Annotated in this window: 10 protein-coding genes; 4 read left to right on the forward strand and 6 right to left on the reverse strand. The window is 72.0% G+C overall.

Annotated features, from left to right (window positions below):
- The first annotated feature begins 279 nt into the window (after positions 1 to 279).
- On the forward strand, positions 280 to 1689 hold the full coding sequence (locus L3i22_RS49940; RefSeq protein WP_221324398.1) for a glycosyltransferase: 1410 nt from the start codon (positions 280 to 282) through the stop codon (positions 1687 to 1689).
- Positions 1686 to 3818, forward strand: a complete 2133-nt coding sequence (locus L3i22_RS49945; RefSeq protein WP_221324399.1) for a glycosyltransferase family 1 protein — start codon at positions 1686 to 1688, stop codon at positions 3816 to 3818. Before L3i22_RS49940 ends, L3i22_RS49945 begins: the two co-directional genes overlap by 4 nt.
- Positions 3819 to 3873: 55 nt before the next feature.
- Here the strand turns inward: L3i22_RS49945 and L3i22_RS49950 are convergent, their stop codons facing one another.
- The 5 genes from L3i22_RS49950 to L3i22_RS49970 all read right to left on the reverse strand — a co-directional run bounded on the left by L3i22_RS49950 (position 3874) and on the right by L3i22_RS49970 (position 11255).
- Complete coding sequence (locus L3i22_RS49950) at positions 3874 to 5430, reverse strand: glycosyltransferase family A protein (protein WP_221324400.1); 1557 nt, start codon at positions 5428 to 5430, stop codon at positions 3874 to 3876.
- 157 nt (positions 5431 to 5587) lie between these two features.
- Positions 5588 to 6592 (reverse strand): Gfo/Idh/MocA family protein, encoded by a 1005-nt coding sequence (locus tag L3i22_RS49955; protein ID WP_221324401.1) that lies wholly within the window; start codon positions 6590 to 6592, stop codon positions 5588 to 5590.
- Entirely contained in the window at positions 6589 to 7692 is a 1104-nt protein-coding gene (locus tag L3i22_RS49960) for a DegT/DnrJ/EryC1/StrS aminotransferase family protein (protein ID WP_221324402.1), read from the reverse strand. The genes L3i22_RS49955 and L3i22_RS49960 overlap by 4 nt, the downstream gene beginning before the upstream one ends.
- Before the next feature lie 219 nt (positions 7693 to 7911).
- Positions 7912 to 9948 (reverse strand): glycosyltransferase family 4 protein, encoded by a 2037-nt coding sequence (locus L3i22_RS49965; protein ID WP_221324403.1) that lies wholly within the window; start codon positions 9946 to 9948, stop codon positions 7912 to 7914.
- Positions 9945 to 11255, reverse strand: coding sequence for a glycosyltransferase (locus L3i22_RS49970; protein ID WP_221324404.1), 1311 nt, complete (start codon positions 11253 to 11255; stop codon positions 9945 to 9947). The genes L3i22_RS49965 and L3i22_RS49970 overlap by 4 nt, the downstream gene beginning before the upstream one ends.
- 106 nt (positions 11256 to 11361) lie before the next feature.
- Here L3i22_RS49970 and L3i22_RS49975 point away from each other — a divergent pair, with 106 nt between their 5' ends.
- A complete protein-coding gene (locus tag L3i22_RS49975) occupies positions 11362 to 11850 on the forward strand; it encodes an 8-oxo-dGTP diphosphatase (protein ID WP_221324405.1) in 489 nt (162 codons plus the stop codon).
- A 37-nt stretch (positions 11851 to 11887) separates the two neighbouring features.
- On the opposite strand, the gene upp is transcribed toward L3i22_RS49975, so the two are convergent.
- The gene (upp, locus tag L3i22_RS49980) at positions 11888 to 12520 is read right to left on the reverse strand and encodes a uracil phosphoribosyltransferase (RefSeq protein WP_221324406.1); all 633 of its coding nucleotides are present in this window, start codon (positions 12518 to 12520) and stop codon (positions 11888 to 11890) included.
- 60 nt (positions 12521 to 12580) lie between these two features.
- Between upp and deoC the strand changes: the two genes are divergently transcribed.
- Positions 12581 to 13510 (forward strand): deoxyribose-phosphate aldolase, encoded by a 930-nt coding sequence (gene deoC, locus L3i22_RS49985; RefSeq protein ID WP_221324407.1) that lies wholly within the window; start codon positions 12581 to 12583, stop codon positions 13508 to 13510.
- Positions 13511 to 13512 lie beyond the last annotated feature (2 nt).

Genomic DNA, 13512 nt, shown 5'->3' on the forward strand with positions numbered 1-13512 from the left:
ATCCGGTGCGGAGCGAATGCGGGCACACCCTGTCCAAGACTCCGGGCGAGTCGGACCTTAGCGGTTGATTATCACAGGGCCAAACGAACGGAAGCTGTGGACCCGCTGCCATGAAAGGTACTTCGCGTTGCCAAGATAACCTGTGAGCGTGGATACTCTGCCGGCGACTTGCCGCGGCATTCGATTTCCCCCGAATCGCCGGAGATAGCCGCTTCTCCCCCGCAGCCCCACCCCACTTCGTAGACGACCGCATTTACCAGTGCCAGTGAGGCCGCACACATGACTCGAGAACACCGGTCGATCGGCCGGCGCTGGGCCCGGGTTACCGGCCCCCGCCGACGTCCCGACACCGGCCGCCCCCACGCTTACTACCTGGCCATCGGGTTCCCTCCGGCCGCGAAGAGCTCCGCCTACCGGATGCGCGAGACGGCGAACCAGCTGTACGCGGCCGGCTGGGACGTCACGGTGATCACGATCTGCCAGGAGGCGTGGGAGCGCGAGTTCGGCCTCGACCACAGCCTCTCCGCCGAGGTGCACCCGGCCATCCGGATCGTCGAGCTCCCGCTCATGCGGCAGGACCTGGAGACCGACGTCCGCAAGTTCGGGCGGGACCGGTCCCTGGACCCGCAGCGCTGGACCGCGGAGGAGGTCGTCCGGCACCGGGAGCAGTTCCCCGAGCCCCGCTTCGGCGGCTGGCGGCCGGCGCTCGAGGAGGCGATCCTCGACCTGCACCGGAGGGACCCGGCCGACCTGGTGGTCACCACCTGCGCGCCGTACGTGAACCTCGCGCCCACCTGGCGGCTCTGGGAGGAGCACCGGGTGCCGTACGTCGTGGACTTCCGCGACGGCTGGTCGGTCGACGTGATCGGCGGCGGCGAGGCGTTCCCCAAGTCGTCGATCTCCGGTCAGTGGGAGGCCAAGCTGCTCGGCTCGGCCGCCGCGATCTGGTGCGTCAACGACCCGATCGCCGGGCACTACCGCGCCCGGTACCCGGAGCTGGCCGACCGGATCACCGTCGTCCGCAACGGGTACGACGAGGGCAGCGTCCCGGCCACCACCCGGACCCCGGACCCGGACGCCGGGCTGCGCTTCGGTTACCTGGGCACGCTCACCTTCCAGCCGACCCTGTTCGCGGCCGTGCTGGAGGCCTGGCACCAGGCCCGGCTCGACGAGCCGGCCCTGAAGAACGCGACGTTCGAGATCCGCGGGCACATCGGCGCGGGCTCGGCGCGCGAGGACAACGCGTACATGGAGATGCTCCGCAAGGCCGAGGGCGACGGGGTCCGGTTCGCCGGGCCGGTCGCCAAGGCCGAGGTGGCCGGGGTCTACGCGGGCTGGGACGTGATCGTCTTCATGGTGATCGGCGGCCGGTTCATGACCTCCGGCAAGGTGTACGAGATCCTCGCCTCCGGCCTGCCGGTGGTCTCCGCGCACGAGGTCGAGCACGACGCGTCGACCGTGCTGAGCGACAGCCCGCTCTGGACCGGCGCCGTCGGCTTCGACGCCGGCCTGCTCGCCGGCTCCTTCGCCAAGGCCGCGCGGATGGCGCTGGACACCACGCCGGAGGTGCGGGCCGAGGTCCGGGCGATGGCCGGCAAGTACGCGCGGGCCGCTCAGATCGAGCCCGCCGTGCGGGCCGTCACCGCCACCGTCCTGCAGGGCGCGCACGCCGGGGAGCAGCCGTCATGACCCACGTCCTGATCGTTTCCAACTGGATACCGGGCCGCCCCTCGGTCCTCGCCGACACCGTCCGGCAGCTGCACGCCGACGGAGTGCGGGTGAGCGTCGTCTGCGGCTGCGACCCGGAGAAGATCACCCTGCCCGAGGGCACCGGCCGGGTGTTCGGCCTGGTCGCGACGAAGCAGCTGTCGCACGGCGACCGGATGGACTACCGCGACGCGCTGAAGAGCCGCAAGCTGTGGCTGCGCGCCCGGGCCGACAAGCGGCTGCGCAAGCTCGCCTCGACCGCGGACGTGATCGTGGCGCTGGACGTGACCGCGGTGCACACCGTGTGGCAGCTGGCTCGCCGGTTCCGGACCGCGGACGCGGTGATCGGGCTGGTCCCGGCGGTGCAGGCGGTCAAGAACCGGGCGACCAGCCCCAGCCGGAGCGCGCTGCGCCGGGTGCTGCGGCCGGTGCCGTCCCCCGCGCTCGCCGTCGAGCAGGTCGGCGAGCGGACCGGGCGCCTGGTGGAGAAGGTGGCCCGCCGGGGCGCCGGCCGCCGGGTGCTGCGCGACCCGCGGGGCCGGGCGGCCTGGCGGTTCCTGCTGGACGCGCCGCTGCTCGGCGACGCCCGCCGGGCCCGCTGGGGCGAGCGGGTGGCGGACAAACTGCTCGAGATGAAGATGCCGGACGAGGCCGGGCGGACCCGGGCGGCCACCGCCCGCCGGATCCACCACACCAACGAGACCGCCGACAAGCTGGACGAGGCGGCCAAGGCCGAGTTCGAGGCCGGCCGGATCCCGGTCTTCATCCGCGAGGCGGCCGCCGCCCACCTGGAGCTCGCCGACAAGGCGCTGGCCCGCGACGACCTGACCGAGGCCACCAAGCGGTTCGCCAAGGTCATTCCGCTGCTGTTCAACCGCGCGGTGCACTTCGACTCGCTGGAGTCGCCGAGCGCCAAGGACCCGCGGGGCTTCCTGGCGCCGCTGCACGAGAGCGCGGTCGGGCAGGCCCTGGCCGCCCCGCGCGGGCGTCGCACGCCGGCCGCGCCGGCCCCGGCCGACCGGCCGCAGCGGCTGCTCTTCGTGACCCACACCAACGTCTACTTCCTGAACGACATCATGGCCCGCTACCAGGAGGACCCGCGGTTCGAGGTCCGGCACCTGGAGCTGACCAGCAACGACGACTGGGCGCTGCTGAGCCGGCAGACCGGCCGGCTGATCAACCACCAGCTGGCCCGCGCCTCGGAGTACGGCGACGCGCTGCGCGAGATCTTCGCCGACGGCGTCGACTGGGCGGACACCATCTTCGTGGACTGGTCGCTGGGCCACGCCGCGATGCTGTCCACCCTGGACCCGGGCACCACCCGGGTGGTCGTCCGGCTGCACAGCTACGAGGCGTTCACCGTCTTCCCGCACCTGATCGACTGGTCCCGGGTGGACGACCTGGTCTTCGTCTCCGAGCCGCTGCGCGAGTTCACCATGGCCGCGGCGCCGCGGCTGGCCGGGCCGGGCGCGCCCCGGACCCCGGTGATCACGAACGCTGTCCGGCTGGCCCGCTACCGCCGGCCGAAGGCCGCCGAGGCCCGCTTCACGCTCGGCCTGGTCGGGCTGAGCGCGATCGCCAAGGACCCGCGCTGGGCCTTCCAGGTGCTGCGTGAGCTGCGCCGGCAGGACGAGCGCTACAACCTGGTGCTGGTCGGCAAGGAGATGGACGGCGGGCCGAACGCGGTCGCCGCCGCCTACCACCGTAAGTACGCCGCCGACGTGGCCGACCTGGAGGGCCACGGCGCGCTGCGCCGGGTCGGGCAGACCGACGACGTCGCCGGCGCGCTCACCGACGTCGGGGTCATCCTCAGCACCTCGGTCCGGGAGAGCTTCCACCTCGGCCTGATCGAGGGGGCCGCCAGCGGCGCGCTGCCGGTGGTCCGGGACTGGCCGTTCTTCGCCCACCAGCAGCACGGGGCGAGCAGCATCTTCCCGGCCGACTGGGTGGTCGCGTCGCCGGCCGCCGCGGCCGAGCGGATCCTGGAGCACACCGCGACCGAGGAGGCCTGGCGCAAGGCCGGCGAGGCCGCCGCCGAGCACGCGCTGATCACCTGGGACTGGTCGGTCACCCAGCAGCAGTACGACCGGCTGCTGCTGCCCGAGGGCTGACCGGGCCGGAACTGACGACGGGGCTGCCGGTTCACCGGCGGCCCCGTTTCCCGTCCTAGCGGCCGAGCTTGCGGCGCAGGCCGCGGGCCAGCTGGCCGACCGCGAGCGGGAGCACCACCAGGCGCAGCGCGCCGTCCTTGTCCGGCGCGACGCCGATCAGGAACATCCGCGCGCCGACCCGGTGCAACCGGCCGCGCACGGCCGAGACGTCCTTGATCGACAGTGGGTATCTGGCCTTCTGCCCCTCGGCGGTCCGGACGAACGAGACCGCCCGGGGGCCCAGCCGGGGGCGGCCCCCGGCGAGCGCGTCCAGCGGGATCGCCGCCGTCGCCGTGACCTGGCCGAACTCGCCCCGTACCGCGACCGGGACGTCGAGGCCGCCGCTGATCCGCAGCACCGGCTCGGCCTCGTCGGGCTGGGCCGGCAGCCAGGTCGGCCAGCTCGCGGTCAGCGCGGGCCGGCCGTCGGCGGTGCGGCCCCAGGCGAGCCGGGCCGGGCCGAGCTGGTGCTCGCCCTTGTATGCCTCGGCGGTGGCGTCGAACCACTCGTCCGGGAAGCCACCGGCGCGGAAGCCCGGGAACGCGGCGTAGAAGCGGCCGCCGTCGTGCACCAGCGGTCCGGCCCCGTGCTCGGCGTAGTGCTCGGCGACCGCGGCGACGTCGTCGGCGGTGCCGTGCTGCGCCACGCTGATCGCGACCCGGTGCCGGACGTCCAGGCTGCGCCGGACCTCGTCGGTCAGGTACGACTCGACGAGCTTGGCGACCCCCTGCCGCACCGCCTCGCGGTCCTCCGGCCCGGCGGCCAGGAAGCGGGCGCCGACCAGCTTGCTGACCTCCCAGCTGAAGTGCCGGCGGAGCACGTTGAACCGGGCCCGCGGCTCGGTGATCAGCGTGTCGGCGAAGGCCATCAGCGTCTCGGTGTCGTGCAGGAACCGGGTCACCGAGGTGCGGAACGTGATGTTGCTGGAGTCGGTGCGCCGGACCGCGTAGTAGAACTCGTAGCCGGTGCGGACCGCGATGCGCCGGGCCGCCAGCAGCGCCCGGATCGTGAACGGCTGGTCGCTGCAGGAGGCCATGTCCTCCGGGTAGCGGATGCCGTGCTCCTCGATCAGCGACCGGCGGAACAGCTTGGTGTTGGAGAGCGCCCAGGACAGCTGGGCATCGGCCAGGCTGATGTCGTCCTGGTCGCCGGGGCGGAAGACGGCCTGGTTGACGTAGCGGCCGCCGGCGCCGACCAGGCGGCCGAGCAGCACGTCGGCGTCCAGCTCGTCGGCGGCGCGGACCAGTCGCTCCAGCGCCTCGGCGCCGAGCCGGTCGTCGGAGCCGACGAAGAACACGTACCGCCCGGTGGCGTGCTCCAGCGCGAGGTTGCTCGGGCCGGCCGGGCCGCCCGAGTTCGGCTGATGCAGGACGACCATGCTGTCCGGGAATCGGGCCGCCCAGCGGTCCAGCTCGGCGCCGCCGCCGTCGGTGGAGCCGTCGTCGACGGCCACCACCTGCAGACGATCGGTGCCGATGCTCTGCGCGAAGAGCGATTCCAGACACTCGGTCAGGTACGGCATCGTGTTGTACACCGCGACGACGACCGTCACGTCCGGAACGTGCTCTTCCACCTAAGCCCCGTGCTCGGTCGCGGAGTGGAATTCAAGATTCCACTGTCTGTTTGAATTCGCGGCAGTTTAACCGCACCGAAATATCGGCACAACCGTACCCCGAATAGCACTCAGGGTGGCGCGGGGCGCCACCCTGAGTGAATTGTTGATCGGTATTTCAGGATTCGATCGCGGTGACGTCCACAGTGATGCTCTCGCGCGCGGAACGCAGCACCGAAGCCGCCACCTGAACGGTCCGCATGCCCTGCTGCAGGGTGACGATGTCGCTCTGCTTGCCCTCCACCGCGTCGCGGAAGCGCTCGTGCTCGACGAGCAGCGGCTCCCGCTTCGGGATGGCGTAGCGGACCATGTCGCCCTCGCTGACCCCGCGGAACGCGCGCAGCGCCTCCCACTCGGTGCCGACCGCGCCGTTGGCGTAGAAGGTCAGGTCCGCGGTCAGGGTGTCGGCGACGAAACTGCCCCGCTCACCGGTGATCACAGTGGACCGCTCCTTGAACGGGCTCAGCCAGTTCACCAGGTGGTTGGCCATCAGGCCACCCTCCAGGCTCGCCACGGCGGAGACCATGTCCTCGTGCGGGCGGCCGCTGCGGGACGCGGTACGGGCCGAGACCGTCTGGTACTGCCGGCCGGTGACCCACGCGGTCAGGTCGATGTCGTGGGTGGCCAGGTCCATCACCACGCCGACGTCGGCGATCCGGCCCGGGAACGGGCCCTGGCGACGGGTGACGATCTGGTAGATCTCGCCCAGCTCGCCGGCCTCCAGGCGGGACCGCAGGCTCTGCAGCGCCGGGTTGTACCGCTCGATGTGGCCGACCGCGCCGACCAGGCCCTTACTGGCGAACGCCTCGACCAGCCGGCGGGACGCCTCCAGCGAGGGGGCCAGCGGCTTCTCGATCAGGGCGTGCACACCGGCGTCGGCCAGGCGCAGGCCCAGCTCCTCGTGCAGGCCGGTGGGCGAGGCCACCACCACGTAGTCGACGCCGAGCTTGAGCAGCGCCTCCAGGTCGGGGACGACCGGGACGCCGTGCGGGGCGACCGCGGACGGCGACGGGTCGGCCGCGCCGACCAGCTCGACCCCGTCCAGCAGGTTCAGCACGCGGGCGTGGTTGCGCCCCATCGCGCCGAGGCCGATCAGGCCCGCGCGCAGAGTCTTCTCGGTCATGCGCCGGCCACCTCGTTCACGGCCGCCACGATCTGCTCGAGGTCCTCGTCGGTCAGGCTCGGCATGATCGGCAGCGAGATGACCTCGCCGGCCGCTTTGTCGGTCTCCGGCAGCTTCCACGGGCCGACGTTGCCGTCCGCGTCCAGGAACGGGCGCAGGCGGTGGATCGGGATCGGGTAGTAGACGCCGCTGCCGACGCCGCGCTCCTTGAGGCCAGCCTGGAACTCGTCCTGACCGCCCTGCACCCGGATCGTGTACTGGTGGTAGACGTGGTGCGCGCCCTCGTCCACCGGCGGGACGGTCACGCCCTTGAGGTTCGCGTCCAGGTAGGCGGCGTTCGAGCGGCGCTTGTCGGTCCAGCCGAGGAGCTTGCCCAGCTGCACCCGGCCGATCGCGGCGGCCACGTCGGTGAGCCGCATGTTCGCGCCGACGATCTCGTTCTGGTAGCGCTGCTCCATGCCCTGGTTGCGCAGCAGCCGCAGCTTGCGCGCGAACTCGGCGTCGCCCGTGGTGATCATGCCGCCCTCGAGCGAGTGCATGTTCTTCGTCGGGTAGAAGCTGAAGCAGCCGGCGATGCCGAACGCGCCGACCGGCGTGCCGTCCACGGCCGCGGCGTGCGCCTGGGCGGCGTCCTCCACCACGGCGAGGCCGTGCGCCTCGGCCAGGGCCATGATCTGGGTCATCCTGGCCGGGTGGCCGTACAGGTGCACCGGCATGATCGCGACGGTGCGCGGGGTGATCGCGGCGGCCGCGGCGTCCGGGTCGATGCAGAAGCTGCCCGGCTCGATGTCGACGAAGACCGGAGTGGCGCCGGCCAGGCGGACCGCGTTGGCCGAGGCGGCGAACGAGAAGGACGGGACGATGACCTCGTCGCCGGGCTTCAGGTCGAGCGCGAGCAGCGAGAGCTGGAGCGCCGACGTGCCGGAGTTGACCGCGACGCAGTGGCGACCGGCCACCAGCTCGGAGAACTCCTGCTCGAAGGCGGCCACCTCCGGGCCCTGCACCACCATGCCGCTGCGGAGGACCCGGACAGCGGCCTCGATCTCTTCCTCGCCGATCACGGGACGGGCCGGTGGGATGAACGCACGGGAGCCCGTCATGGGCCTTCCTCCTGCACAGAGAGTTAAGACTCGGTGACCGTGGCCGGCCCATTCCACAAGAGGTGTCCAGTCGGATCCTCGTCGGCGGAGTGGTGGCCGATTGGCCGTGGCCAACGGTTGGCGCAGGCCACAGTACAACATCTCGGGGAGGTGTCCGATTACCCGGACCTCGGCCCGATTACCCGCGCGGCGACGAACCTGCCACGCTGGGTGACGTGATCAGGATCGCCCCTGCCCCGGCAGCTTGAGCGCGAGCGTGACGGTCAGACCGGGGTGGCGCCGGGCGATCTGCCACCCGATCCGCTCGGCCAGCACCCCGTTCACCACGACCTGACGGACCTTGGTCATGTCGATCCCGGGCAGCACGGTCCGGGTGTCGCGCCACATGGTGTGCGGCCGGAAGAGCGCCGCCGGCACCCTGGTGACCTTGTGACGCAGGCTCCGCGCCCGACCCTCCAGCGTGCGCGCCACCGCCGCGGCCATCGGTGACCCGGACACCTGAGCCGGCCGGCGACCCGGCTCGGGGCGCAGGCCGTGCACCCGGATCCCCGGGTCGGCGGTCTCCGCGGCCCACTCGTCCGGGTCCTCGACGATCAGGTTGACGCCGAAGCCGCGTTCCCGGGCCTGGCGCACGAAATCCCGGGTTTTGGCGACCCGGGGCGGGCGGATCGAGATCACCACGATCCGATCGACCGGCTCCTCGGCCGGGGCCGGATTAACCGGCACGGGGGCCGGCTGCTGGTAGATGTTCAACAATTGTTCACTGACCGCCGCGAAGCCGTAGCGCTCGCGCAGCCGCTCCCGGGCGCCGGCCGGATCCAGCTCCGCCCACCGCTTCCGCAGCTCGCGGTAGACCTCGGCGAGCAGCTCCGGATCCTTGGTCACCGGGAACAGCCGGCCGGCCACGCCGTCCAGCCCGGCCAGCGTCTCGGCCGGCCCCTGGCTCGCGGCGACCAGCACCGGGGTGCCGGTGGCGACCGCCTCGACCACGGTCATCCCGAACGTCTCCACCTCGCTCGCGTGCACCAGCAGGTCGTGCTCGTGCAGCAGCGCGGTCATCGCCTCCGGCGCCACGGCCGGGCGCTGCTCGACCCGCCCGGTCAGGCCGTGCTCGCGGATCCGGTCGCGCAGGTCGTCCTCGAGCTTGCCCGAGCCGACCAGGGTCAGCGTCACGTCCGGGTCCTCCGCGGCGATCAGCGCGAACGCCTCCAGCAGGGTCCGGACGCCCTTGTGCTCGAGCATCCGGCCGGCGTAGAGCCAGCGGCGCGGGTGCTCCGGCGCGGCCGGGCGGACCGCGAACCGGCCGAAGTCGATCGGGTTCGGCACCACCCGCAGCTTCCCGGCGTGCCGCGGGAACTCCGCGGCGATCTGGTCGCGCAGGTGCCCGCTGACGCAGAGCACCGCCTCGACCCGGGTCAGCATCGCGGCGTACTGCCGGCGCGAGGCCGGCTGCCTGAACACCTCGGCCAGGAACGTGGCGTGCTCGGTCACCACGATCCGGGCGTCCGGCCGGGCCAGCTCGGCGGCCATCACGCCGCCGAAGTGGCCGGTGTGCGCGTGGATCAGCGGCGCCTCGATCCGGCCGGTCGGCAGCGCCGCGCGCAACCGGCGGACCTGCTCGTCGGCCCAGACCGCGTACGGCTGCTTGCGGGGCTGCGGCGCGACCACCCGGGTCAGCTCGCCCTCCGGGAGGTCGTGCACGGTGACCCCGCCGGAGCGGGCCAGCTCCCGCTCCAGGGTGATGTCGATCAGGTTCCCGGCCAGCCGCCACGGCGGGTAGAACCAGTGGTCGGTGTGCAGGATCGAGACCGCGCCGGCCCGGTCGCCGACGGCCTCGATCGCCGCCTTGACGAACGCGCCGGCGAAGGCGTCGTTCGGCGACGGATACCACGGGGTGACCACGGCCAGGTCGGCCGGCGCGGGCCGCCGGTCCGGGTCACCGGCCGGGTCGGTGCGGACGGTCAGGGCCGGGAAGGCGCGGCGGGCGCTCTCGGCGACCGGCATCGCCGCCGGATCCCCGGCGACCAGCAGGTCGGCGCCGGCCAGCAGCGCGCGGACCACCGGCCAGGGCTTGTCGCCGGCCCGCCGGAGCGTGACGCCGGGCGCCGGGCGGACGCCGGTCCACTCCGGGCCGGCGCCGACCACCAGGGTGACCGCCGTGCCCTCGGCGGCGAACGCGGCGGTGTGGGCCAGGGCGGCCTTGATCCGGAATTCGCCCAGCGCGACGTACACCATCGTCTTGAAGGTTTTTTTCATGATTTGCCCTCGGCCAGTGCGCGCAGGCGGTGCTCCCACGGGGTGAGCGTGGCGTCGCGGGTGTACCGGTCGGCGTGCCGCAACGCCGCGTCGAAGGTGGGCCGGTCCAGGTCGCGGGCGGCCTTCGCGGCGGCGATGAACGACCCGGCGACGCTCTCCGCGTCCAGCTCGGCGCCGTGGAACCAGAGCGGGTAGCCGTCGAGCACGTCGGCGGCGGCGATGTCCGGCGCGTGCACCGAGACGATCGGCTTGCCGGTCGCCATGTACTCGAAGACCTTGCCGGAGGTCACGAACTTCGCGCCGGGCACGCAGAACACCAGGGCGTCGGTCTCCCGGTAGACCCGCGCGGCGTCGGTCTTGGAGAACGAGCCGTGGTAGACCACGCCGGCGTCCGCGCCGGCGTCCAGGCGCGGCCGGATCTCGGCCGCCTCCGCCGGGAAGAAGCCCAGGTGGCCGTGCACGTCGAGGACCGCGTCGGCGAGCAGCGGATGCTGCCGGGCCAGCCGCCAGCCCTCGACCAGCACCTCGATCGGCAGGTACGAGGTCACCGTGCCGAGGTAGCTGAAGCGCAGCGGCCGGCCCGGGTCGGCGGCCCGGTACTCCGGCCGGCCGAGGATCTCCGGCTCCCAGCCGTTCGGCACCACCTCCATCCGCGACGCCGCGGCCGGGTAGCGGTCGGCGTACCACCGGCGCATCCCGTCGTTGACGAAGACGATCTCGGCGGCGTCCCGGACGACCTTCTCCTCCCACTGGGTCATCAGGCCGCCCTCGGGGAAGCGGACCTGCTCGGTGAACTGGTTGAAGATCCAGGCGTCCCGGTAGTCGACCACGTACGGCACCCGGAACAGCTTGCCCAGGTGGTGCGCGACGGCGAACGAGATGAACGGGTTGCCGGTCGCCACCACCAGGTCGAACCGCTTGCGCAGGTGCCGGGTCACGGCGGTGCGCAGCACGCCCGGCACCCAGCCGATGTAGTGCTCGCCGAAGATCCGCTTCTGCGACTCGTGGTAGAGCTTGCTGGCCACGTTCGGGAACATCCGGCGGAACAGGCCGAAGCGGCGCACGTCGTTCTCGTACATGTACGTGTTCATCGCCGGGCGCTCGACCTTGATCCGCGGGTCGACTGTCGCCTCCAACGCCGGGTCGACCGCGCCGTCCAGGTGGTACTCGAAGAAGTCGCGGGGAGCGGTCACCACGGTGACGTCCCAGCCGGCTCGCACCAGATGATTGGCGGTGGCCAGGGCCCGGAAGACGCCGCTGGCCCGGCTCGGCGGGAAGTAGAAGGACAGATAGAGCACCCGTGGCATCGGTGAACCAGCGCCCCTGACGTAGTGGTGAGAACGACGCCCGTCGGCGGCGGGCGAGACGGTACCTCCCACCGGTGAACCCGAGGCGTCTCTAGGATGGCGACCCGTGAAAGCCATTCTCGCAACGCTCGGCTACGTCCTGTCCACGGACGGCTCCCGGGTGCTGATGATCCGCCGGGACACCCGCCCCGACGACCTGCACTACGGCTACTACAACGGCCTGGGCGGCAAGCTGGAGCCGGACGAGGACGTGGCCGGCGGGATGCGGCGGGAGATCGCCGAGGAGGCTGGGCTGGACTGCCACCGGCTGGACCTGGCCGGGACGATCTCGTGGCCCGGGTTCGGCCGGGGCGGGGAGAACTGGTTCGGCTTCCTGTTCCGGATCACCGAGTGGTCCGGCACGCCGCTGAGCGGGAACGACGAGGGGTCGCTGCACTGGGTGGAGCGGGACGAGCTGCTGGCCGGCCGGCTGCCCATGTGGGAGTCCGACCGGCACTTCCTGCCGCTGGTCTTCGCCGAGAAGCCCGAGGTCTTCCACGGCGTCATGCCGTTCCTCGACGGCAAGGCCCAGTCCTGGAACTACTCGACGCTCTGAGCCGGGCCCACGTCGTACCCAAGCCAGGGTTTGATCTTTAAAAGCGGCGCATGCCGCCGAACTGGCGGTCGCCGGCGTCACCGAGGCCGGGGACGATGTAGGCCTTTTCGTTCAGGCCCTGGTCGATCGAGGCGGTGACCAGGCGCAGCGGGAGGCCGGACTTCTCCAGGCGCTCGACGCCCTCGGGGGCGGCCAGCACGCAGCAGACGATGATGTCGGTGCAGCCGCGCTCGGCCAGCAGGTTGCAGCAGTGGATCAGCGAGCCACCGGTGGCCAGCATCGGGTCGAGGACCAGCACCGGCTGGTTCGCGAGATCGACCGGGAGCGACTCCATGTACGCCCGGGGCTCGTGGGTCTCCTCGTCGCGCGCCAGGCCGACGAAGCCCATCGACGACTCGGGCAGCAGCGCCAGCGCGGCGTCGGCCATGCCCAGGCCGGCCCGCAGCACCGGCACGATCAGCGGCGGGTTCGCCAGCCGGGTGCCCTCGGTCGGCGCGACCGGGGTCTCGATCGGGAACTTCTCGACCGCGAACAGGCGGGCCGCCTCGTAGACCACCATCGTGGTCAGCTCGTGCAGGGAGGCGCGGAAGACGCCGGACTCGGTCTCGGTCCGGCGCATCGCGGTGAGCCGCGTCTGGGCCAGCGGGTGATCAACTACTAGGACGTCCACGACGATCAACCTACCGTTCATTCAAGATCAACTGTCGGGAGGTCGCATAGAATCGCTTTCATGACTGCGACAGCGCCCATCGGGCTGTCCGATCTCCGCACCTACCTGCACGGCCTCCCCGGGGTCGACAAGGTGGGCGTCGAGGCAAGGGCGGCCGCGCTCGGCACCCGATCGGTGAAGACGAGCAGCAAGGCCAAAGCCATCGACCTGGCGATCCGGATGGTCGACCTGACCACGCTCGAGGGCGCTGACACGCCCGGCAAGGTGCGCGCCCTGTGCGCGAAGGGGAGGCGGCCGGATCCGGCCGACCCGGGCTGTCCCTCGGTCGGCGCGATCTGCGTCTACCCCGCGATGGTCGGCGTCGCCGCGGCCGCGCTGGCCGGCTCCGGAGTGCACCTGGCCAGCGTCGCCACCGCGTTCCCGTCCGGCCAGGCCCCGCTCGAGGTGAAGCTCGCCGACACCCGGGCCGCGGTCGCGGCCGGCGCCGACGAGATCGACATGGTGATCAGCCGGGGCCGCTTCCTGGCCGGCGACTACCAGCACGTCTTCGAGGAGATCGTCGCGGTCAAGGAGGCGTGCGGCAGCGCGCACCTCAAGGTGATCCTGGAGACCGGCGAGCTCGCCACGTACGACAACATCCGCCGCGCGTCCTGGCTGGCCATGCTGGCCGGCGCCGACTTCATCAAGACCTCCACCGGCAAGGTCTCGGTGAACGCGACGCTGCCGATCACGCTGGTGATGCTGGAGGCGGTCCGCGACTTCCGGGCCGAGCACGGGCGGCAGATCGGTGTGAAGCCGGCCGGTGGCATCAAGAACACCAAGGACGCCATCAAGTACCTGGTGCTGATCAACGAGACGGTCGGCGACGACTGGCTGAGCCCCGACTGGTTCCGGTTCGGCGCGTCCTCGCTGCTCAACGACCTGCTGATGCAGCGCACCAAGCTGACTACCGGGCATTACTCCGGCCCTGACTACTTCACCCTGGACTGAGG

Source organism: Actinoplanes sp. L3-i22, from assembly GCF_019704555.1.
Lineage (GTDB): Bacteria > Actinomycetota > Actinomycetes > Mycobacteriales > Micromonosporaceae > Actinoplanes.

Coding starts and splice junctions, on each gene's coding strand:
- L3i22_RS49965 (WP_221324403.1), bottom strand. CDS start 9,948: ATGAAAAAAACCTTCAAGACGATGGTGTACGTCGCGCTGGGCGAATTC.
- L3i22_RS49945 (WP_221324399.1), top strand. CDS start 1,686: ATGACCCACGTCCTGATCGTTTCCAACTGGATACCGGGCCGCCCCTCG.
- deoC (WP_221324407.1), top strand. CDS start 12,581: ATGACTGCGACAGCGCCCATCGGGCTGTCCGATCTCCGCACCTACCTG.
- L3i22_RS49960 (WP_221324402.1), bottom strand. CDS start 7,692: ATGACGGGCTCCCGTGCGTTCATCCCACCGGCCCGTCCCGTGATCGGC.
- L3i22_RS49940 (WP_221324398.1), top strand. CDS start 280: ATGACTCGAGAACACCGGTCGATCGGCCGGCGCTGGGCCCGGGTTACC.
- L3i22_RS49955 (WP_221324401.1), bottom strand. CDS start 6,592: ATGACCGAGAAGACTCTGCGCGCGGGCCTGATCGGCCTCGGCGCGATG.
- L3i22_RS49970 (WP_221324404.1), bottom strand. CDS start 11,255: ATGCCACGGGTGCTCTATCTGTCCTTCTACTTCCCGCCGAGCCGGGCC.